This window comes from Roseateles aquatilis (genome assembly GCF_002205645.1).
GTDB classification, from domain to species: domain Bacteria; phylum Pseudomonadota; class Gammaproteobacteria; order Burkholderiales; family Burkholderiaceae_C; genus Roseateles; species Roseateles aquatilis.
Genome location: NZ_NIOF01000001.1, coordinates 487,109 through 507,461 on the forward strand (window position 1 = coordinate 487,109; position 20,353 = coordinate 507,461).

At 69.1% G+C, this 20,353-nt stretch carries 16 protein-coding genes; 2 read left to right on the forward strand and 14 right to left on the reverse strand.

Going from position 1 to position 20,353, the window contains the following annotated elements:
• Window positions 1-17: 17 nt before the first annotated feature.
• The 7 genes from CDN99_RS02110 to CDN99_RS02140 form a co-directional block, all read right to left on the reverse strand.
• On the reverse strand, window positions 18-1,040 hold the full coding sequence (locus CDN99_RS02110) for a RodZ domain-containing protein (RefSeq protein ID WP_088382448.1): 1,023 nt from the start codon (window positions 1,038-1,040) through the stop codon (window positions 18-20).
• A gap of 10 nt (window positions 1,041-1,050) precedes the next feature.
• The gene (gene pilW / locus CDN99_RS02115) at window positions 1,051-1,866 is read right to left on the reverse strand and encodes a type IV pilus biogenesis/stability protein PilW (RefSeq protein WP_088382449.1); all 816 of its coding nucleotides are present in this window, start codon (window positions 1,864-1,866) and stop codon (window positions 1,051-1,053) included.
• Window positions 1,863-3,044, reverse strand: coding sequence for a dual-specificity RNA methyltransferase RlmN (rlmN, locus tag CDN99_RS02120; protein ID WP_088382450.1), 1,182 nt, complete (start codon window positions 3,042-3,044; stop codon window positions 1,863-1,865). Before rlmN ends, pilW begins: the two co-directional genes overlap by 4 nt.
• A 53-nt stretch (window positions 3,045-3,097) precedes the next feature.
• Window positions 3,098-3,523 carry a nucleoside-diphosphate kinase gene (ndk, locus tag CDN99_RS02125; protein ID WP_088382451.1) on the reverse strand — a complete coding sequence of 142 codons (426 nt, stop codon included), beginning with the start codon at window positions 3,521-3,523 and terminating at the stop codon, window positions 3,098-3,100.
• A 229-nt stretch (window positions 3,524-3,752) separates the two neighbouring features.
• Window positions 3,753-5,840, reverse strand: coding sequence for a pseudouridine synthase (locus CDN99_RS02130; protein WP_088382452.1), 2,088 nt, complete (start codon window positions 5,838-5,840; stop codon window positions 3,753-3,755).
• Between the two features lie 50 nt (window positions 5,841-5,890).
• Window positions 5,891-6,874, reverse strand: a complete 984-nt coding sequence (scpB, locus tag CDN99_RS02135) for an SMC-Scp complex subunit ScpB (RefSeq protein ID WP_088382453.1) — start codon at window positions 6,872-6,874, stop codon at window positions 5,891-5,893.
• Window positions 6,875-7,168: 294 nt separating this feature from the next.
• Window positions 7,169-8,287, reverse strand: coding sequence for an RluA family pseudouridine synthase (locus CDN99_RS02140; protein WP_088382454.1), 1,119 nt, complete (start codon window positions 8,285-8,287; stop codon window positions 7,169-7,171).
• Window positions 8,288-8,438: 151 nt separating this feature from the next.
• On the opposite strand from CDN99_RS02140, the gene CDN99_RS02150 reads away from it, so the two are divergent.
• A complete protein-coding gene (locus CDN99_RS02150; RefSeq protein WP_088382456.1) occupies window positions 8,439-9,221 on the forward strand; it encodes an outer membrane protein assembly factor BamD in 783 nt (260 codons plus the stop codon).
• Between the two features lie 61 nt (window positions 9,222-9,282).
• Here CDN99_RS02150 and yoaA read toward each other — a convergent pair whose 3' ends face one another.
• Window positions 9,283-11,382, reverse strand: a complete 2,100-nt coding sequence (gene yoaA, locus CDN99_RS02155) for a DNA repair helicase YoaA (RefSeq protein ID WP_238139321.1) — start codon at window positions 11,380-11,382, stop codon at window positions 9,283-9,285.
• A complete protein-coding gene (locus tag CDN99_RS02160) occupies window positions 11,369-11,635 on the reverse strand; it encodes an HP1242/YdcH family protein (protein ID WP_088382457.1) in 267 nt (88 codons plus the stop codon). The genes yoaA and CDN99_RS02160 overlap by 14 nt, the downstream gene beginning before the upstream one ends.
• A gap of 51 nt (window positions 11,636-11,686) precedes the next feature.
• On the opposite strand from CDN99_RS02160, the gene CDN99_RS02165 reads away from it, so the two are divergent.
• Window positions 11,687-12,454, forward strand: coding sequence for a PP2C family protein-serine/threonine phosphatase (locus tag CDN99_RS02165; RefSeq protein ID WP_088382458.1), 768 nt, complete (start codon window positions 11,687-11,689; stop codon window positions 12,452-12,454).
• Between the two features lie 105 nt (window positions 12,455-12,559).
• Here CDN99_RS02165 and CDN99_RS02170 read toward each other — a convergent pair whose 3' ends face one another.
• The 5 genes from CDN99_RS02170 to CDN99_RS02190 form a co-directional block, all read right to left on the reverse strand.
• Window positions 12,560-13,240, reverse strand: a complete 681-nt coding sequence (locus CDN99_RS02170) for a hypothetical protein (protein WP_141100593.1) — start codon at window positions 13,238-13,240, stop codon at window positions 12,560-12,562.
• A 36-nt stretch (window positions 13,241-13,276) separates the two neighbouring features.
• Window positions 13,277-14,377: a cell division protein ZapE gene (gene zapE, locus CDN99_RS02175; RefSeq protein WP_088382460.1), complete on the reverse strand. Its 1,101-nt coding sequence runs from the start codon at window positions 14,375-14,377 to the stop codon at window positions 13,277-13,279.
• Between the two features lie 103 nt (window positions 14,378-14,480).
• Window positions 14,481-15,908, reverse strand: a complete 1,428-nt coding sequence (gene lpdA / locus CDN99_RS02180; RefSeq protein ID WP_088382461.1) for a dihydrolipoyl dehydrogenase — start codon at window positions 15,906-15,908, stop codon at window positions 14,481-14,483.
• 154 nt (window positions 15,909-16,062) lie between these two features.
• On the reverse strand, window positions 16,063-17,325 hold the full coding sequence (gene odhB / locus CDN99_RS02185; RefSeq protein WP_088382462.1) for a 2-oxoglutarate dehydrogenase complex dihydrolipoyllysine-residue succinyltransferase: 1,263 nt from the start codon (window positions 17,323-17,325) through the stop codon (window positions 16,063-16,065).
• A 114-nt stretch (window positions 17,326-17,439) separates the two neighbouring features.
• The gene (locus CDN99_RS02190) at window positions 17,440-20,292 is read right to left on the reverse strand and encodes a 2-oxoglutarate dehydrogenase E1 component (RefSeq protein WP_088382463.1); all 2,853 of its coding nucleotides are present in this window, start codon (window positions 20,290-20,292) and stop codon (window positions 17,440-17,442) included.
• Window positions 20,293-20,353 lie beyond the last annotated feature (61 nt).

Genomic DNA, 20,353 nt, shown 5'->3' on the forward strand with positions numbered 1-20,353 from the left:
GTCCGATCCGGCGCGGTTCAGTTCAGCTCCAGTCGCGCGACGTTGTCACGCGAGCGGGCGGCCAGGTCCACGGGTTGGCCGCGAAACACCAGTTCCGTGCCGGCCACGTTGCCCACGCGCAGCTTCAGCGGGGCGATGCCATTCACGTCGACCTGATCCCCCGACCGCAGCAGACGGGAGAGCAACACCTGCCCCTTGGCGTCGACCACCTCGACCCAGGATTCGGCGCTGGCCTTGATCAGCAGCGACGAGCTGCCGGGCGGCGGCGCCGTGACGGGCGAGGCGAGCGTGGATGCCGCGGTCGTGTTGCCGGCAGCGGCGGGCAGCGTCGGCGCCGCGGCCACCGGAGGCGGCACGCTGGCGCCGGCTCCGACGGCCAACGGCGAAGGGGCTGGCACGCTCGCGGCGGCTTGCGGCACGGGCACGGCTTCGGATGCGCCTGCCGGCGGTGCCTCGACGTTCGTCGGCACATCGGCGGCGCCAGCGGTCGCGGCCGTGCCGGCGGCACCGGTGGCGACCGTCGACGATGCGGTGTCGGCCCCTTGGAAACGCTGCGTGATCTGGTCGATCCAATGGGACGGCAGCGCGTAGACCGCCACCGCCGCCACCAGCAGGGCGGCCACACCCAGCACCATCGGACGCTTCATCAGATCGGTCGAGATCATCGGCTCGTGGCTGGACGAGCGCTCCCGGAACGGCTGGTTCAGGCCCGGCGTCACGCGGTCCAGCGAGGCCTCCGCGCCGCTGCTGGGCAGCATCGCCAGCACCGGCTCGGCGTCGACCTTGAGCACGCGGCACATCGACCGCGCCAGCGCCCGCGCGAAGGTCGCGTCCGGCAGGTCCTTGTAGCGGTCGGCCTCCAGGGCTTCCAGCTTGGACTGCGGCACTTTCAGCGTCGCCGCCAACGCGGCGATGTGCAGGCCGCGGGCTTCCCGCGCGCGCCGCAAGGCTGCCCCGGCGGTCGTCGGCGGTGACGCAGCCGGGGGTGAAGCAGCCGGCGCGGCCGCGGATGTCGCCTCGTCGGCCACCGTCGGAGTCATGCGATGTCCCTCATTCATCGAATCGCCCACTGTTCAGCGCTTGGGTCTCGGTCGCCTGCGGATACTTGCGCCGCATTTGCTGGCCGAGATCTTCCATGTTCGCCATGTTCCCGATGCGGCGCTCGATGCGCAGTTCCAGCCACAGGCTGGCCGCATTCGCTTGCTCCACATTGGTGTTCACACGGCGGGCATAGAAACGCGCCCGTTCATATTCGCCCTGGCGGTACAGGACCTCGCCCAGGTTCAGCGCCACGGTCGGATTGCCGGGCTCCAGTTCAAAAGCCTTCGTCAGGCGCTGCTGCGCCGGCACCAGGCGACCCTCGCGCGCCTCGCAGACGCCCCAGGCCAGCCAGGTGCGGCCAGGCGTGCGATAGGTCGGCAGCGCGAGCGCGGCGTCGAACTGCTGGTAGGCCTCGGCGTAGCGCTGGCGCTGGCACAGGAACCAGCCGTAGTTGTGCAGCGTGTCCGCGTTGCCGCGATCGCGCGCGAGCACTTGCTTGAAGCCGTCCTCGGCCAGCGCGTATTCCCCCATCGCGGCGAAGATCAGGCTGCGCAGGTTGATGGCCTCGGGCAGGTCCGGCTTCGCGGCCAGCGCCTGCTTGACCTCGTCCAGCGCCGTCTCGTATTGGCCGCGCGCGAAGTAGCCGCCGGCCAGTTCCATGCGCACGGACGCGCGGCGGTCGTTGTCGGTCTGGTCGCTGGCGGTGCGAGGCTGCTGGGCCGTCGGGGTCGCGCAGCCCGCCAAGGCCGCGGCGATCAACAGCGCGACGGAAACGATCCGGGCGGGACGACGCGGGGAGACGGTGCCGAACGACAGTGGGGTCATGGACGTGGGCCTGGTGGGTTGGCGGTCGATGCGGGCGCCGCGCCTTCGCGCGGCGTTGACGGAGATGCGGCGCCACGCTGTACCACCACGGGCGCGCGCACCATGCGCAGGTGAACCCGCGTCCGATCCTGAACTTCGCCGGCGAGCTGGCCGCAGGCGGCGTCGATATCGTCGCCACGCGTCTTGCGCACGGTGGTGATGATGCCGGCCTGGATCAGCAGATCGGCGAAGGCCTTGACGCGCTCGTTCGAACTGCGTTTCAGGCCCGACGCGGGGAAGGGATTGAACGGGATCAGGTTGATCTTGCAGGACACCTTGCCCTTGAGCAGCGCGATCAGTTCGCGGGCCAGTTCGGGCGTGTCGTTCACCTCGTCGAGCATGCAGTACTCGAAGGTGATGAAGTCGCGCGGCGCGCGTTCCAGATAGCGGTTGCAGCTGTCCAGCAGTTCCGCGATCGGGTACTTGCGGTTGAGCGGCACCAACTGGTCGCGCAGCGGGTCGTTGGGCGCGTGCAGCGACACGGCCAGCGCCACCGGCGCGTCGTCGCGCAGGCGGTCGATCATCGGCACGACGCCGGACGTCGACACCGTCACCCGGCGGCGCGACAGGCCGTAGCCGTGGTCGTCGAGCATCATCCGCAGCGCCGGCACGAGCGCGCCGTAGTTCTGCAGCGGCTCGCCCATGCCCATCATCACGACGTTGGAGATGACGCGTTCATCGGTGTTCAGGCGCTGCCGCAGCGAGTGCTCGGCGTACCAGAGCTGGGCGATGATTTCCCAGGTCTCCAGGTTGCGGCTGAAGCCTTGATGGCCGGTCGAGCAGAACCGGCAGCCGACGGCGCAACCGGCCTGGCTGGAGATGCACAGCGTGGCCCGGTCGTCCTCGGGGATGTAGACCGCCTCGACGGCGTTGCCCTGGCCGACGTCGAACAACCATTTGATCGTGCCGTCGGCGGAGACATGTTCGGAGATCACCGGCAGCGCGGTGATGTGGGCGCGCCCGGCCAGCTTGTCGCGCAGCGACTTGGCCAGGTCGGACATCTGGGCGAAGTCCGCCGCGCCCTTCTGATGGATCCAGCGGAACAGCTGGGTGGCGCGGAAGCGCTTCTCGCCCAGCTGCTCGCAGTACGCGGCAAGGCCTTGCAGATCGAATCCGAGCAGGTTGACCGCGTCCATCATTGTTTCCTCTTTCTCAAGGGCCTCGTAGCCCGGGGGTCAGAGGCGTTGCCGGCTCAGCGGCCGTTGATTTCCAGGCCGGAGAAGAAGAAGGCGACTTCTTGCGCGGCGGTTTCCGGAGCGTCCGAGCCGTGCACGGCGTTGGCGTCGATGCTGTCGGCGAAGTCGGCGCGGATGGTGCCCTTCTCGGCCTTCTTCGGATCGGTCGCGCCCATCAGGTCACGGTTCTTCAGGATGGCGCCTTCGCCTTCCAGCACCTGGATCTGCACCGGGCCGGAGATCATGAAGCTCACCAGGTCGTTGAAGAACGGGCGGGCCTTGTGCACGGCGTAGAACGCTTCGGCTTCGGCGCGCGACAGCTGCTTCTGCTTGGAAGCGATGATCTTCAGGCCGGCGCCTTCGAAGCGGGCGTAGATCTGGCCGATGACGTTCTTGGCCACGGCATCGGGCTTGATGATGGAGAGGGTGCGTTCGACGGCCATGTTTTTTCCTTGAAATCTGGGGCTTGGCAAAGCCGGGCATTGTACTGCGTGAAGTCAAGTCCCCGGTGACATCCCGATGTCTGCCGCCGCGTCCCGGAAAGCAAAAAGGGAAGGAAACCGAGTTCCCCTCCCCTCTCACCGCATGCCCCGGCCCGAGCAAGACGCCCGGGCGGGATATCGGACCGGGCCCGGCGATGCCCGCCGTGCCCGCGCCGATGACGGCCGCGAATCAGCGGCGGCCGCGACCACCGCCTCCGCCTCCGCCACCACCACCACCGCCGCCGCGACGACCGCCGCGGTTACCCCGGTTGATGAAGGCATCGGCGCCGATGTAGCCCATCGACGTCTTCATCGGATCCGGCTGGCGCTCGCCGCCCGGACCACGGCTGTTGCGACCCTGGTCGGGGTTGTTGGAGGGATCGCTGCCGCCGCGGCCGAAGCCCTGCGGAATGCCGCGCTTGCCACTGGTGGCGAAACGACGGTCGAAGGTCTGCTCCAGCGGATTGATGTGACGCGGGATGAAGTCGTCCTCGTCCTCGTCACGGCGGCGTTCGCGCTCCGGCGGGGCCGGACGCTGCTGCGGCTGGTGCTGCGGCTGCTGGGCGCGCTGCTCGTTGCGCGGCGGCTCCGGGCGGCTCGGGCGCGGGCCGCCGGTGTTGCCGCGACGGCGCTTGCTGTTGCGGTCACCCCGGTCGTTGCGATCGCCGCCACGGTCGCCGCGATCACCGCCTCGGTCCGCGCGGTCACCGCGATCAGCGCGTTGCTCACGCGGCTCGTTGCCAGCCAGCTGACGAATGATGCGGACATCGGCGTCGCCCAGTTCGATGTAGACGCCACGGCGCAGGCCGCGCGGCAGCACGACGGTGCCGTAGCGGATGCGAATCAGGCGGCTGACGGCCAGGCCGACGGTCTCGAACAGCTTGCGGACTTCGCGGTTGCGGCCTTCGGTGATGACGACGCGATACCAGCGATTCACGCCTTCGCCGCCGCCGTCGTCGATGCTCTTGAAGCTCGCCTGCTGGCCGTCGACGTCGACGCCGGCCAGCAGCTTCTCCTTCTGCTCCTTGCTCAGCGTGCCCAGCACGCGCACGGCGTACTCGCGCTCGACGCCGAAGCGCGGATGCATCAGCTGGTTGGCCAGTTCACCGGAGTTGGTGAACAGCAGCAGACCTTCGGTGTTCAGGTCCAGGCGGCCAACCGACTGCCACTTGCCCTGCGGCAGGCGGGGCAGGCTGCGGAAGACGGTGGGACGGCCCTCGGGGTCGTTGAACGTGACGACCTCGCCGACCGGCTTGTGATACGCCAGGATGCGCGGCGCGATCGGGGCGATGCGGACCTTGATCGGCTTGCCGGCCACCGCCACGCGGTCGCCGTAGGAGATGCGCTGACCCACGTGCGCGACAGCGCCGTTCACGGTGATCTGGCCCTTGGCGATCATGTCCTCGATGTCGCGGCGGGAGCCGACGCCGGCCTGCGCCAGCACCTTCTGCAGCTTCGGCGCGTCGGGTTCGGGCGCCAGCACGCGCTTGGCGGGCTGGCCGGAGGCCTCAACGCCCTCCTCGGCCTCGTCCACCTCGTCGGCCGGCTCGGCCTGGGCCGAGCCGTCGGCCTCCGCGTCGGCGTCGAACGTGCCGGCGATCAGCGCGTTGAAGCGCTCCTGCGCCTCGGCCTGCAGTTGCGCGTCGTCGGCCACGATCGGCGTGGCAGCCGGGGCGTTGTCGCCCGAGCCTTCACCTTGCGCTGGCCGAGCCTCGCGCGGCTCGCCTTCGCGGGCCTCGCGGCCATCACGACCACGGCGGCGGCGGTTGCGACCGCGACCTTCGCGCTCGCCCGCCTCGCCGTCGGTCGCGGGACCTTCCGCGTCGGACGCTTCATGGGCGACCAGCTCGCCCACCGCCTCGGCCACCGGCGTCACCGGCGCGGGCGCGATCTCGACGGTCGCGGAGGCCGTCGCGACGACCACGGGCGTCTCGACGGCGGCCGCGGCCTCCACGGCCGGCTTGGCGCGGACGGTGCGGCGCTTGGGCTTGGCCGGCGCCTCACCGTCGTCGGCCACGGGCGCCTCGGCGATCTGGGGGACCGCCTCCACGGCCTGGACGGCCACGTCGGCCGCAGCCTCGGTGGACGCCGCCGTCTTGCGACGGGCTCGGGGCTTGGGCGCCTCCTCGACCGCGGGGCTCACGCCCGGGTCGACCTCCGTGGCGGAGGCGGCGGGCTTGCGGGTGCGCTTGGGCTTCGCGGGCGTGTCGGACGGGGTGTCCGACGCGGCGGCGGCCAGCGCCTCGGGCTTGGAGTTGTCGATGTCGTTGGAATTCATGTGTCGGCTTGCACCTTGTCAGCGGTGGACACGGCCCCTTCCCGGGGCGCTCAAGTGGGCTCGGGGTTGACGGCCCCAGCCGGTGGTTCGTCGCCCGGCTCGCCTGAGGCGGCCGGCTTGGTGGATTCGGAGTCAGTGGTCGCGATGGAGGCCTCCGATGCCTCCGTCGCCTCATCTTCATTCGTGGACTCGACGGCGAGCCCGTTCACCGGGGCCGCCTCGAAACCGAGGCCCGGGCCGGGCCCGGCATCGGCCCCGCCCCCGGCCGCCGCTTCGACAGCGTCAGCGTCGGACTGGGCGGACCCATCCTCCTTGGCCGGGTCGGCCTGATCGACGCGCTCCGCCTGCTCGTCCATCGCCTCCGGCAGGCCGGATGCCTGGGCCAGCGCCTGCGCGTCGGCGGCCTCCGCCGTCGCGATCGCCACGGCGACCGCGCCTTCCGGTTCGACCTCGACCACCGCGTCGCCGGGCGGCTCCTCCAGCAGCGAGCCTTGCAGCGCCCCGGCGATCGGCGTCGGATCACCGCCCTGGATCAGCGCGGGCAGTTGCTCCAGGCTGGACAGCCCCAGGTCGTCCAGGAACTGCCGCGTCGTCGCGTACAGCGCCGGCCGTCCGGGCGCTTCCCGATGGCCGATCACCTCGATCCAGTTCCGGTCTTCCAGCTGCTTGACGATGGGGGTCGCCACCACCACGCCGCGGATGTCCTCGATGTCGCCGCGGGTCACCGGTTGACGGTAGGCGATGATCGCCAACGTCTCCAGCACCGCCCGCGAGTACTTCGGCGGCTTCTCCGGATGCAGCCGGTCGAGATGCTCGCGCAACTCCGGCCGGCTCTGGAAGCGCCAGCCCGAGGCCAGCACCACCAGTTCGATTCCTCGCCCTTCCCAGTCGCGCAGCAACTCGTCGAGCAACGACCGCACGCTGTCCGCGTTGACCTCGTCCGCGAACAACGAGCGCATGTCACGCAGCGTCAGCGGCGCCTGCGCGCAGAGCAAGGCAGTCTCCAGGACACGCTTGGCCTCCTGCGTGTTCATGGACTCAGCTCATGAAGCCGGCATCGCGGCCGACCAATTCCGTGTGTTTCGCCATCTTGGGCGCCGGCGGCGGCATCGGGCCGCGCCGAACGAGTTCGATCTGCTTGCTTCTTGGGAGCTCTCGGCACCGTCGGCCGCCGCTCAGAGGGCGGCCCGACCGGCGGGACTGGGACCGTGGCGTGGTCGGCGACACAGACCACGGTCTCTGGCGCAGTGCGCGGGGTCGACTGCTGACCCGCCACGTTCTTGCGCAAAAACTTAAGGCGCATTGTAGCGCGCGCTTTCGCCCACGCCTCAGAACTCCGGATCGGGCAAACCCGCGAGGCGCCAACCCACTGCCAATTCAGGCGGCAACGGGGCCTCGAAGCGCAGCGGTTCGGCGCTGACCGGATGCTCGAAACCCAGCCGCGCCGCATGCAGCGCCTGGCGGGGCACATCCAGCGCCTGCGCCCCGCCGTAGAGCGCATCGGACACCAGCGGATGCCCGCGATGCGCCGCGTGCACGCGGATCTGATGGGTGCGACCCGAGTGCAGCACGCAATGCAGCGCCGACACCGTGCGCCGCAGTCCGCGCGCGTCCTCCCACTCGCCTTCCGACAACCTGTAGAAATCGGTGCGCGCCGGCTTGCCGCTGCCCACCACCGCCATCTTCGTGCGCGACTGCGGGTCGCGCCCGATCGGCGCTTCGACGATCCATTCCTCCGGCGTGCGGCCGTGGGCCAGGGCGAGGTACTCGCGGCGCACCTCGCGCGCCGCGATGGCCCGCACCAGCGCGGTCACCGCCGGCAGCGTCTTGCCCACGACCATCAGGCCGGAGGTGTCCTTGTCCAGCCGATGCACGATGCCCGCGCGCGGCAGCGTCGCGGCCCGCGGGTGATGCGCGAGCAGCCCGTTCATCAGCGTGCCCGACCAGTTGCCCGCCGCCGGATGGACCACCAGGCCGGCCGGCTTGTTGACCACCAGCAGGTGCTCATCCTCGAAGACGATGTCCATCGCCAGCGGCTCGGGACGGAAGGCCAGCGCCTCTTCGGTGGGCACCAGATCGACGACCAGCCGCTGGCCCAGCCGCGGCTTGCGCGACGCCTGCGTGGCGACCTGCCCGTCCAGTTGCACGCAGCCGCGCTCGATCAGCCCCTGCAGGTGATTGCGCGAGAACTCCGGCGCGAGCTGCACCAGCCACTTGTCCAGCCGCAGCCCGATCTCGTCGCGGCCGGCCTCGGCCTCGCGCCGCTCGGGGGCCTCGGCGCCGAGATCCTGGGCGTCGTCCTGGGCCTCGGGTGCGGTCTCCGAAAGAGCCTCGGAATGGGCCTCGGAATGGCCTTCGTCATGCGCTGCGGGGCGGGGCTCGCCACTGGCGGACGTCCCCGGGTAAAGCCCATCCGCGGGCGCCGGGGGGGTGCCGACCTGAACCATATAATCGCCGCTCCAATTTCAGATGAGGGCCGCCATCGCGCGCGCCCTGTGGACCATGATCGAGACCTGGGTGTTGCGCCGCCGGACCGCCGTTTCCGCTGATTCCGCAGATGCGTCCGGATCCTGGCGCGCCGCTTGGCGCTCCGCGGCGATGACCGCCGCGGCGGTCGCCGTGCTGGGGCTGGCGGCCTGCTCGTCCGCCCCCAAGGATGACCCGAATTCCCAGGCCAACCTGGAGAAATTGTACGCAGAGGCCAAGGAGGACATGCTCTCCGGCTCGTACGACCGGGCGATCAAGACGCTGGAGCGCATCGAGGGGCGCGCCGCCGGCACGACGCTGGGCCAGCAGGCGCAGCTCGACCTGGCCTGGGCCAACTACAAGAGCGGCGAGCGCGTGCAGGCCGTGACGGTGCTGGACCGCTTCATCAAGCTCAACCCGTCGAGCCCCGCGCTCGACTACGCGCTGTACATGAAGGGCCTGGTCAACTTCAACGACGATCTGGGCCTGTTCGGCCGCATCTCCCGCCAGGACATCAGCGAGCGCGACCAACAGGCCGCGCGCGATTCGATGCAGGCGTTCAAGCAGCTGGTCGAGCAGTTCCCGGAGTCCAAGTACTCCGACGACGCCCGCATCCGCATCGACTACATCACCAACAGCCTGGCTGCCTACGAAGTGCATGTGGCGCGCTACTACTACAACCGCGGCGCCTACCTGGCCTCGGCGAACCGCGCGCAGGCGGCGCTGCTGGAGTTCCAGCACGCCCCCGCGCTGGAGGAAGCGCTGTTCCTGATGGTCAAGAGTTACGACCGGCTGGGCATGACCCAACTGCGCGACGACTCGGAGCGCGTGCTCAAGGCCAGCTTCCCGGACAGCAGCTATCTGACGACGGGCACGGCTCGAGCGAAAGACAAAGCCTGGTGGCAAATCTGGTAACTTGAGCGGACTCTGCTCGGACCACCCGGCCCGCTTTCGAGCGGGCTTTCTTTTTGCCGCGTCAGGCGTCGTGGGAAGCGCGCAGTTCGGCCAGCCATGCCTGAGCCGTCGCTTCGTCGGGCACTTGCGTCATCGGCGGCAAGGCCTCGCGCAGGCGACGGCCGTAGTGGGAGCCCGCCAGGCGCGGGTCGCAAACGACCAGCAGCCCGCGATCGGTCTCGGTGCGGATCAGGCGCCCCGCGCCCTGCTTCAGCGCGATCGCGGCCTCGGCGACGAAGTACTCCATGAACGGGTTGCGCCCCTCGGACTCCAGCCGCGTCACGCGCGCCTCGACCAGCGGATCGTTCGGCGGCGGAAACGGCAACTTGTCGATCACGACGCATTGCAGCGAATCGCCGGGTACGTCGATGCCCTCCCAGAAGCTCGCCGATCCGACCAGCACCGACGCCGGCTGATCGACGAACTGCTGCAGCAACTGCCGCTTGGGCATGCTGCCCTGCACCAGCACCTCGATGCGATGGCCGCCTTCCTCGAAACGCTGGCGCAGCACATCGGCGACCGTCTGCAGTTGGCGCAGCGTCGTCGTCAGGATGAAGGTCCGCCCGCCGAGCTTGGCCGCCAAGCGGGCGCCGAGCCACCCCACCGATTCGCCGTGGTCGGGCTCGGACGGCTTCGGAAAATGCCGCGGCACGTATAGCCGCGCGTGCGTCGCGTAGTCGAACGGGCTGCCGACACGCAGCGTGCGCGCGCCCTGCAGGCCGGCGGGCTCGGTGAACCAGGCCAGGTCCTCGCCCTCGCCCAGCGTCGCGGACGTGAACACCCAGGCCTTGGGCGTGCTCGCCAGCGCCTCCTGCATCGCCTCGCGGATGTCGAGCGGCGATTCCACCAGCCGGACCTGGTGTGTGCCGACATCGACCCAGCGCACCGCGCCGGGATCGGGCTCGCGCGCGAACAGCAGCGCGTTCTTGTAGACCTCGACCGCGCGCTCGTGCAGCCGCGCCAGGTCGGGTCCGACCTCCATCACCGTCGCCAGCGCGTCGACGCTGAGCTCAAGCGCCCGCGCCACCTCCGCCAGCGCGGCCTCGAAGTCGGCGCGGCCGGCGCATTCGTTCCAGCGCAGCTTGAGCAGGCCGCGCAGTTCACGCCCACCGGCGCAGGCCAGCCGCAAGGCGCGGGCCGCGCGCTCGACGCCGGCTGAAATCTCCTGCCACTCCTGTAGCCCGCGCGCATGGACCAGCCCTTGCGCGACCAGGTCGCGCGCGAAGTCGAACAACTGCGCGCTGCCGACCATGCGGCCGAGGAAGTTCAGACCCGCCTCGGGCAGTTGATGCGCCTCGTCGAAGATCGCCACCTCGACGCTGGGCAGCAGCTCCGCGACGCCGCTGTCGCGCAGCACCAGGTCGGCGAAGAACAGGTGGTGATTGACGACGACGAGGTCCGCTTCCATCGCCTCGCGCCGCGCCTTGACGACATGGCAGTCGCGATACGACGGGCAGTCCGTGCCGAGGCAGTTGTCGCGGTTCGAGCTCACGATGGGCAGCACCGGCGAGCGCTCGTCCAGGCCGTCGATCTCGGAGAAGTCGCCGGTGTGCGTCGTCATGGCCCAGCGCTCGATGCGCGCCAGCTGCGCGACGGCGCGGCGGTCGGGCAACTCGGCGCTGTGGCGCGCCTGCTCCAGCCGATGCAGGCAGAGATAGCTGCCACGGCCCTTCAGCAAGGCGGCGCGCAGCGGCAGCGAGAAGGTCTCCAGCAGCCGCGGCAGGTCGCGCAGATAGAGCTGGTCCTGCAGGCTCTTGGTCGCGGTGCTGATCAGCGTGCGCCCGCCGGAGAGCAGCGCCGGCACCAGGTAGGCGAAGGTCTTGCCGACGCCGGTGCCGGCCTCGACCACCAGCGTCTCGCGGCCCGCGATCGCCTGCGCGACCGCGCGCGCCATGCCCTGCTGGGGCTCTCTGGGCGAATAACCGGCGTCATGCCGCGACAACGGGCCACCGATGTCGAACGCGGCCACGACGGCCTGTTCCAGCTCGCCCGGACGCAGCGCCTCGGCGGCGGGACGCTCGCGGACCGGCGCGGGCGGGACGTCGGACCCCGGCGCTCCCCAGGGAGCATCCGCCATCAGGTCGTCGGTCGATTCGGTGGGGTCCTGGTCAGGCCGGCTCATCGGGATCGCTGGCCCGTTCGAGCCGCGCGATCTCGTCGCGCAGCGCCAGGCGTTGCTTCTTCAGGCGACGCAGGGTCAGGTCGTCATTCGGCTGGCCGAGCGCATCGGCCTCATCGGCCGCATCAGGCGGGTCAGGTTGATCGCGATTGTCCGGCTGAGCACCGGACAATCGATCGATGCGGCCGTCCAACTCGGCATGCGCGATGCGGAGTTCGATCAGACGCCGGGCCGGAGAGTGAAGTTGTTCATCCATGAGGGGGAACCACTCGACCGAGAGGCCGAGGGAGGCGATTATAGTTTTGGGATGAGTCGCACAACCCCAGGCTTTCGCCTCAGCGCCGCCACCGGCATCCATCGCGGCGATCGCCTGTACCAGCAGGACCAGGTCCAGGTCATCGCCCACCCTCGCCAGGCAGGCTGCGTGCTGGGCATCGTCGCCGACGGCATGGGCGGCAAGAGCGGCGGCCGCAAGGCGGCGGACCAGGTCATCCTGACCGCGCAGCAGCTCTTCGAGCGCTTCGTGCCGGGTGAGGAGGACGAGGCCGAGCTGCTGCGGCAGATCGTCTCCGAAGCCCACCTCATGATCCGCCTGACGGCGATTTCCGCCGAGGAAGAGCCGCACGCCACGCTGGCCGCCTTCCTGCTGACGGCGGACCGGCGCTGCTTCTGGATCCACACCGGCGACTCGCGCATTTATCACTTCCGCGGCCCCAACATGGTGACGCGCTCGCTCGACCAGTCGTACGTGCAGCGACTCGTCGACGAGGGCCAGATCACCGAGGAAGAGGCGCTGGTCCATCCGCAGTCCAACCTGCTGACCGCCTGCCTGGGCACGGTGCAGGAGCCCACGCCGGTCGAGGCCTTCATCGAGCAGCTAGAACACGGCGACAGCCTGATGGCCTGCAGCGACGGCCTGTGGCACTACTTCTCCGCCGCCGAGCTCGGCACCGTGATGCACAGCCTGCCGCCGCGCGACGGCGCGGAACTGCTGGTCAACAAGGCCCGGCAACGCGCGAAGGGCACGGGCGACAACTTGTCGATCGCGATTGTGCGACTGGATCCGCGGGAATGAGCACGCTGCCCGCGGCGGCCTCGGCGCCCGCGAGGGCCTGACCAGGAAAAACGCCGGTCCTCGCGACCGGCGTTTGCCTTTTTGGGGGCCGATCGGCCTCGCGCTTCAGCGCCTGGGCAGCGCCTTGATGTCGGACGCGGACGGCGTCGGCAGATGGATGGGATCAGGCTTGGGCGTCGCGTTGCCCTTGGCCGACGACGCGGCGCTGGCGCGCTTCTGGTCGCGCAGGGCCAGGTCCTCGCTGGCCTTGCGCTGGCGCTGCTGCGCCTTCACGCGCCGCTCGGCGGCAGCGTCGCGACGGTCGGCCGCCTTGGCCTTCGCCTCGGCGTCCTGCTGCGCCTGCTGGCGCTGATGCAGCTCGGGATTCGCGCGCGGCGTCTTCGCCGCCGGCACTTGCGGCGCCGAGGCCGGATGGTCGGCCATGCGGACCGATTCGGTCTTGCGCCTGGCCTCGTCGGCGGCGGCCTGGCGTTCGTTCTCCAGCACGCGGGCGCGGGCCGCGACACCACGGCGTTCGCGATCCTCGGCGTTCACGATGTGTTCGGCGCGGTCCAGCGGGCGCAACAGGCGGATGCGCTCGTCACGCGCGTCCTCCAGGCAACTGGTGACGACGAAGCGCTGCCGGCACTCGCGCACCTTGTCCTGGTAGTCCTTCTCGACGCGGGCGCGCTCGGCCTCGATCTGGGCCCGGGTCATCTCGGCGGCCTGGGCCGGAGCGGGCAACGAGGACAGGGACGCGCACAACGTCAGCGGAGCAAGGACCGGAAGAAAAGCGGAAGGCTTCATGGGGGCGATCATCGCATCCGCCACACCGCCGCCGGATCAGGTCAACGACGTATCGACGTCGCGCCGCTCCAGTGCCAGGTACTCCTTGGACTGCATCTCCTGCAGCCGCGACACGGTGCGCGGGAATTCGTGCGCCAGCGGCCCTTCGGTGTAGAGCTGCTCGGCCGGCACCGCGGCCGAGATGATCAGCTTGCAGCGGCGGTCGTACAGCACGTCCACCAGCAGCGTGAAGCGGCGTGCCTCGCTGGCCAGCCGCGGCGGCATGGCCGGCACCTTGGACAGGATCACCGTGTGGAACTGGGTCGCCAGCTCCAGGTAGTCGTTCTGGGAGCGCGGCCCGCCACACAGCTCCGCGAAGTCGAACCACACCACGCCACCGGCGCGTCGGCGCGAGCGGATCTCGCGATGCTCGATGCGCAGGATCGGGTCCTCGTCGCGCGCCTCGGCCAGCGACTCGAAGGCCGCCGTCAGCGCCTGCTCGGCCGCGTCGTTCAGCGGCGTGTGGTACAGGTCGACGTGGTCCAGCGAGCGCTGGCGATAGTCGGTGCCGTTGTCGACGTTGATGACCTCCAGGTTGGCCTTCAGCAGTTCGATCGCGGGCAGGATGCGATCCCGATGCAGGCCGTTGGGGTACAGGCCGTCGGGATGGAAGTTGGACGTCGTCACGATCGACACGCGGTTGCGGAACATCGCATCCAGCAGCCGGTGCAGGATCATCGCGTCGGTGACGTCGGCGACGTGGAACTCATCGAAGCAGATCAGGCGGAAACGCCGCGCGATGCGCTTGCCGAGCTCCTCCAGCGGGTCCTGGATGCCCTTGAGGTCCTGCAGCTCGCGGTGGACCTCGCGCATGAACTCGTGGAAGTGCAGCCGCGTCTTGCGCGTCAGCGGCACCGCCTGGAAGAAGCAGTCCATCAGGAAGCTCTTGCCCCGCCCCACCCCGCCGAACATGTAGACGCCGCGCGGCAGCGGCGGCCGCACCAGCAGCTTGCTGAACGCGTTGGAACGTCGCGCCTTGTAGTCGGCCCATTCGTCCTGGCAACGCTGCAGCGCGGCGACGGCGCGTAACTGCGCGGGGTCGGCGGTGTAGCCGCGTTCGGCCAGGGTCTGCTGGTAAAGCTCGGTGACGGAGGTCATGCGACGGTCTCGGGAGTCTGTTCGGCACGGTCGCGCGCCAGGCGCGGCACAAGGACAAAGGGGCGACTCAGCGCCGCCCCTTTCGCGAGTTCCGAGCCGGGGCTCAGAAGTTCAGCGTGCGCTTGTCCACGGCCAGGGCCGCTTCCTTGGTGGCTTCGCTCAGCGACGGATGCGCGTGGCAGATGCGGGCGATGTCCTCGGCCGAGGCCTTGAACTCCATCGCCACCACGGCTTCGGAGATCAGCTCCGAGGCCATCGGGCCGATGATGTGCACGCCCAGGATCTCGTCGGTCTTGGCGTCGGCCAGGAACTTGACGAAGCCGGTCGTGTCGCCCAGCGCGCGCGCGCGGCCGTTGGCCAGGAACGGGAACTGGCCCGCCTTGTAGGCCACGCCGTCCGCCTTGAGCTGCTGCTCGGTCCTGCCGACCCACGCGATCTCGGGGCTGGTGTAGATCACCCACGGGATCGTGTTGAAGTTGACGTGCCCGTGCTGGCCGGCGATGCGCTCGGCCACGGCGACGCCTTCTTCTTCCGCCTTGTGCGCCAGCATCGGGCCGCGCACGACGTCACCGACCGCCCAGACGTTCGGCAGGTTGGTCTTGCACTCGTCGTCCACGACGATCGCGCCGCGCTCGTCCAGCTTCAGGCCGACGGCTTCCGGGTTCAGGCCGATGGTGTTGGCGACGCGGCCGATCGAGACGATCAGCTTGTCCACCGCCAGCGTCTGCTCGGCGCCCTTGGCGTCGGTGTACTTCACCGCGACGCCGTCCTTGCCGTTCTCGACGCTGGAGATCTTCACGCCCAGCTCGATGTTCAGGCCCTGCTTCTTGAAGACCTTGGCGGCCTCCTTGGCGACGGATTCGTCGGCGGCGCCCAGGAACGCGGGCAGCGCTTCCAGGATCGTCACGTCCGCGCCCAGGCGGCGCCACACCGAGCCCATTTCCAGGCCGATGACGCCGGAGCCGATCACGCCCAGCTTCTTCGGCACGGCCGGGATGCGCAGCGCGCCGTCGTTGGACAGGATGTTCGTCTCATCGAACGGCGCGCCGGGCAGTTGGCGGGCGTTGGAGCCGGTGGCGACGATCACGTGCTTGGCGGTGATCGTTTCCTCGGCGGCGCCGGCGACCTTCAGTTCGTAGCCGCCGTCCTTCGCCGCCACGAACGAGCCGCGGCCGTGGAAGAACGTGACCTTGTTCTTCTTGAACAGGTACAGGATGCCGTCGTTGTTCTGCTTCACGACGGTGTCCTTGCGACCGACCATCTTGGCGATGTCGATCTTCAGGTCGTTCATCGCGATGCCGTGGTCGGCGAAGCCGTGGCCCGCGTGCTCGAAGTGCTCGCTGGACTGCAGCAGCGCCTTGGACGGGATGCAGCCGACGTTGGTGCAGGTGCCGCCGGGCGCGGGGCCGCCCTTGTCGTTCTTCCACTCGTCGATGCAGGCCGTGTTGAAGCCCAGTTGCGCCGCGCGGATCGCCGCGATGTAGCCGCCGGGGCCGCCGCCGATCACGACGACGTCGAATTGCTTGCTCATCAAAATCTCCAATCTCATTCAACGCTCTGTCGGAGCGTAGCGAGCGGGGTCAGGGCTAGGCGCGGGTGCCGAGCCACCGGAACGTAGCAGCGCTACGTGAGGATGGCGAGGCGGGCCCCGCAACGACGCCCTGGCGCCGCGCAGTAGCTCCGACTTAGATGTCGAAGAGGAGGCGGGACGGATCTTCGAGCGCTTCCTTCATGGCCACCAGGCCCAGCACGGCTTCGCGGCCGTCGATGATGCGGTGGTCATAGGACATCGCCAGATAGTTGATCGGGCGGATCACGATCTGGCCGTTCTCGACCACGGCGCGGTCCTTGGTGGCGTGCACGCCCAGGATCGCGGATTGCGGCGGGTTGATGATCGGGGTCGACAGCATCGAGCCGAAGGTGCCGCCGTTGGAGATCGAGAAGGTGCCGCCGGTCATCTCTTCGATGCCCAGCTTGCCCTCTTGCGCCTTCTTGCCGTACTCGGCGATCTTCTTCTCGATGTCGGCGAAGCTCATCTGGTCCGCGTTGCGCAGGATCGGCACGACCAGGCCGCGCGGCGAGCCGACGGCGATGCCGATGTCGAAGTAGCCGTGGTAGACGATGTCGTTGCCGTCGACCGAGGCGTTCAGCACCGGGTACTTCTTCAGCGCGTGCACGGCGGCCTTGACGAAGAAGCTCATGAAGCCCAGCTTCGTGCCGTGCTCCTTGGTGAAGCTGTCCTGGAACTTCTTGCGCAGCTCCATGACCGGGGCCATGTTCACTTCGTTGAAGGTGGTCAGGATGGCGTTGGTCGACTGCGACTGCAGCAGACGCTCGGCGATGCGGGCGCGCAGGCGGCTCATCGGCACGCGCTGCTCCGGGCGGTCGCCCAGGCTGGCGGCGGCCGGGGCGGCCACGGCCGGCAGCGGCTTGGCGGCGGGCGCGGTCGGCGCCTGCACCGGGGCGGCCACGGCGGCCGGCTTGGCGCCGCCTTCGATGGCGCCCAGCACGTCACCCTTGGTCACGCGGCCGTCCTTGCCGGTACCGGCGACGGAGCCGGCGGCCAGGTTGTTGTCGGCCATGATCTTGGCGGCGGCGGGCATCGCCACGCCGGCCTTGCTGTTGTCGCCAGTGGCGACGGCAGCGGCGGGTGCCGGAGCGGCGGCGGCGGGCGCTGCCGCGGCCGGGGCGGCGGCGCCGGCCTTGCCTTCGGAGTCGATCTTGGCGATGACCTGGTCCGAGGTCACCGTGCCGCCGTCGGCGACGACCAGCTCGGTCAGCACGCCGGCGGACGGCGCCGGCACTTCCAGCACGACCTTGTCGGTCTCGATCTCGATCAGGATCTCGTCGATGGCGATGGCGTCACCGGGCTTCTTCTTCCACTGCAGCAGCGTCGCTTCGGCGACGGACTCGGACAGTTGGGGGACTTTGACTTCTACGATTGCCATGATGTTTTTTCTCTCGGTTTTTCAGTAAACCGGAGCCTTGCGCCTGCCGGCGCCGGGGAGCTGTGCCTGTCCCCGGCGGCCGGTGTCATTGCGGCGCGCGGCGTCCGCAATGACTCACTTGGTCAGCACGAAACCCTTCAGCTTGCCGAAGGCCTGCTCCAGCAACGCCTTCTGCTGCTCCTGGTGCAGGTGCGCATAACCCACGGCCGGCGAGGCCGACGCCGGACGGCCGGCGTAACCCAGCTTCTGGCCGTCGGTCATGTTCTCGTGGATGTAGTGCTGCACGAAGAACCAGGCGCCCTGGTTCTGCGGCTCGTCCTGGCACCAGACGATCTCGGTCGCGTTCGGGTACTTCTTGAGCTCGGCCGCGAAAGCCTTGTGCGGGAACGGATAGAGCTGCTCGACGCGGATGATGGCCACGTCCTTCTTCTCGCCGCGGGCCTTCATCAGGTCGTAGATCACCTTGCCGGAGCACGCGATCACGCGCTTGACCTTGGACGCGTCGATGTCGGCGTTTTGCTCGCCGATGACGGTGCGGAACTCACCCTTGGTGAACTCGCTGACCGGCGACGTGGCGTCCTTGGCGCGCAGCAGCGACTTGGGCGTCAGGATCACCAGCGGCTTGCGGAACATGCGCAGCATCTGGCGACGCAGCAGGTGGAAGATCTGCGACGCGGTCGTCGGCTGCACGATCTGCATGTTGTTGTCCGCGGCCAGCTGCATGAAGCGCTCCAGGCGGGCCGAGCTGTGCTCGGGGCCCTGCCCTTCGTAGCCGTGCGGCAGCATCAGCGTCAGGCCGTTGGAGCGGCCCCACTTCACTTCGCCCGAGGCGATGAACTGGTCGATCACGACCTGCGCGCCGTTGACGAAGTCGCCGAACTGCGCTTCCCAGATCGTCAGCGTGTGCGGGTCGGCGGCGGCGTAGCCGTACTCGAAGCCCAGCACCGCCTCTTCCGACAGGATCGAGTCGATCACCACGAACGGCGCCTGGCCGTCGGCGACGTTCTGCAGCGGGATGTAGGTGCCTTCGTCGAAGCGCTCGCGGTTCTGGTCGTGCAGCACCGCGTGGCGGTGGGTGAACGTGCCGCGGCCGCAATCCTCGCCCGACAGGCGGATCGGATGGCCCGCCGCGACCAGCGAGGCGAAGGCCATGTGCTCGCCCATGCCCCAGTCGACGTTGATGTCGCCGCGACCCATGGCGGCGCGGTCGGCGATCACCTTCTCGACCAGCGAGTGCGCCTTGAAGCCCACCGGCAGCGTGGTGATCTTCTCGGAGATGCGCTTCCACTCGACCACCGGCAGCGCGGTGTCGCAGCTGTCGGTCCACTTCTTGCCGAGGAACGGCGTCCAGTCGGTGGCGTACTTGCTCTTGAAGTTGGTCAGCACCGGGTCGACGGTGTGACGGCCTTCGTCCATCGCGGCGCGGAAGGCCTTGACCATGCCGTCCGGACCGTCGGCCTGCAGGACGCCCTGGGCCACCAGTTTCTCGCCGTACAGCTTGCGGGTGCCCGGGTGCTGGGCGATGGTCTTGTACATCAGCGGCTGGGTCAGCGCGGGCGTGTCCTGCTCGTTGTGGCCCAGCTTGCGGAAGCAGACGATGTCGACGACGACGTCCTTCTTGAACTGCTGGCGGTACTCCAGCGCCAGCTGGGTGCAGAACACCACGGCTTCCGGATCGTCGCCGTTCACGTGCAGCACCGGAGCCTCGATCATCTTGACGACGTCGGAGCAGTACAGCGTCGAGCGGGTGTCGCGCGGGTCGCTGGTGGTGAAGCCGATCTGGTTGTTGATGACGATGTGGACGGTGCCGCCGGTGTAATAACCGCGCGTCTGCGCCAGCGCCAGCGTCTCCATCACCACGCCCTGGCCGGCGAAGGCGGCGTCGCCGTGCACCAGCACGGGCAGCACCTGCTCGCCGGTCTTGTCGCCGCGACGGTCCATGCGGGCCTTGACCGAGCCCTCGACGACCGGGTTCACGATCTCCAGGTGGGACGGGTTGAAGGCCAGGCTCAGGTGGACCGGGCCGCCGGGGCTGGTCACGTCGCTGGAGAAGCCCTGGTGGTACTTCACGTCGCCGGAGGGCAGGTCCTCGGGGGCGGTGTGGTCGAACTCGGCGAACAGGTCCTTGGGCATCTTGCCCAGGGTGTTCACCAGCACGTTCAGGCGGCCGCGGTGGGCCATGCCGATGACGATTTCCTGCACGCCCTTGGCGCCGGCGCATTGCACCAGTTCGTCCATGGAGGCGATGAAGCTCTCGCCGCCTTCCAGCGAGAAGCGCTTCTGGCCGACGTACTTCGTGTGCAGGTAGCGCTCCAGGCCTTCGGCCGCGGTCAGGCGGTCAAGGATGTGCTGCTTCTTCTCGGCCGTGTAGCTCGGCTTGCTGCGCACCGTTTCCAGGCGCTCCTGCCACCAGCGCTTCTCGGTCGGCTCGGTGACGTGCATGAACTCGGCGCCGACGGAGCCGCAATAGGTGTCACGCAAGGCCTGCACGATCTCGCGCAGGGTCATGCGCTCGGCCTTGGTGAAGTAGGTGTTCGTGGCGCTGAAGCTGATGTCCATGTCGGACTCGCTCAGGCCGTAGGACGCGGGATCCAGCTCGGGGATCTTGGCGCGCTCGGTGCGCTTGAGCGGGTCCAGGTCCGCCCAGCGCGAGCCCAGCGTGCGGTAGGCCGCGATCAGCGACTGCACGTGGACCTGCTTGCCGGCGACCTCGAGTTCCGCGCTCGACACCTTGGTGTTCAGCGCGTTGGCCTTGGCGCGCTGCGCGAAGGACTCGATCACGGGGGCGTGGGGGACGTCGCGCTTGTCGCTGCCGTCGACAGCAGGGACGTGCTGCAGCGCGTCGAAATAGGCGCGCCAGTTGTCAGGCACGGCGCCAGGGTTGTCGAGGTACTGTTCGTACATTTCCTCGACGTAGGGCGCATTGCCCCCGAACAGGTAGGAGTTAGACCTGTATTGCTGCATCATCTTCGCTCACCTCTTGCCCCGGCTTCCAGGGCTATCGGCTGGTTAAGAAACCTTCCGCGAC

What these genes read in the sequence shown, in the direction of transcription:
- lpdA (WP_088382461.1), bottom strand. Translation starts at nt 15,908, where the DNA reads ATGAGCAAGCAATTCGACGTCGTCGTGATCGGCGGCGGCCCCGGCGGC.
- CDN99_RS02160 (WP_088382457.1), bottom strand. Translation starts at nt 11,635, where the DNA reads ATGGATGAACAACTTCACTCTCCGGCCCGGCGTCTGATCGAACTCCGC.
- yoaA (WP_238139321.1), bottom strand. Translation starts at nt 11,382, where the DNA reads ATGAGCCGGCCTGACCAGGACCCCACCGAATCGACCGACGACCTGATG.
- scpB (WP_088382453.1), bottom strand. Translation starts at nt 6,874, where the DNA reads ATGAACACGCAGGAGGCCAAGCGTGTCCTGGAGACTGCCTTGCTCTGC.
- ndk (WP_088382451.1), bottom strand. Translation starts at nt 3,523, where the DNA reads ATGGCCGTCGAACGCACCCTCTCCATCATCAAGCCCGATGCCGTGGCC.
- CDN99_RS02140 (WP_088382454.1), bottom strand. Translation starts at nt 8,287, where the DNA reads ATGGTTCAGGTCGGCACCCCCCCGGCGCCCGCGGATGGGCTTTACCCG.
- zapE (WP_088382460.1), bottom strand. Translation starts at nt 14,377, where the DNA reads ATGACCTCCGTCACCGAGCTTTACCAGCAGACCCTGGCCGAACGCGGC.
- CDN99_RS02110 (WP_088382448.1), bottom strand. Translation starts at nt 1,040, where the DNA reads ATGACTCCGACGGTGGCCGACGAGGCGACATCCGCGGCCGCGCCGGCT.
- odhB (WP_088382462.1), bottom strand. Translation starts at nt 17,325, where the DNA reads ATGGCAATCGTAGAAGTCAAAGTCCCCCAACTGTCCGAGTCCGTCGCC.
- pilW (WP_088382449.1), bottom strand. Translation starts at nt 1,866, where the DNA reads ATGACCCCACTGTCGTTCGGCACCGTCTCCCCGCGTCGTCCCGCCCGG.
- CDN99_RS02165 (WP_088382458.1), top strand. Translation starts at nt 11,687, where the DNA reads ATGAGTCGCACAACCCCAGGCTTTCGCCTCAGCGCCGCCACCGGCATC.
- CDN99_RS02150 (WP_088382456.1), top strand. Translation starts at nt 8,439, where the DNA reads ATGACCGCCGCGGCGGTCGCCGTGCTGGGGCTGGCGGCCTGCTCGTCC.
- CDN99_RS02190 (WP_088382463.1), bottom strand. Translation starts at nt 20,292, where the DNA reads ATGATGCAGCAATACAGGTCTAACTCCTACCTGTTCGGGGGCAATGCG.
- CDN99_RS02170 (WP_141100593.1), bottom strand. Translation starts at nt 13,240, where the DNA reads ATGAAGCCTTCCGCTTTTCTTCCGGTCCTTGCTCCGCTGACGTTGTGC.
- CDN99_RS02130 (WP_088382452.1), bottom strand. Translation starts at nt 5,840, where the DNA reads ATGAATTCCAACGACATCGACAACTCCAAGCCCGAGGCGCTGGCCGCC.
- rlmN (WP_088382450.1), bottom strand. Translation starts at nt 3,044, where the DNA reads ATGATGGACGCGGTCAACCTGCTCGGATTCGATCTGCAAGGCCTTGCC.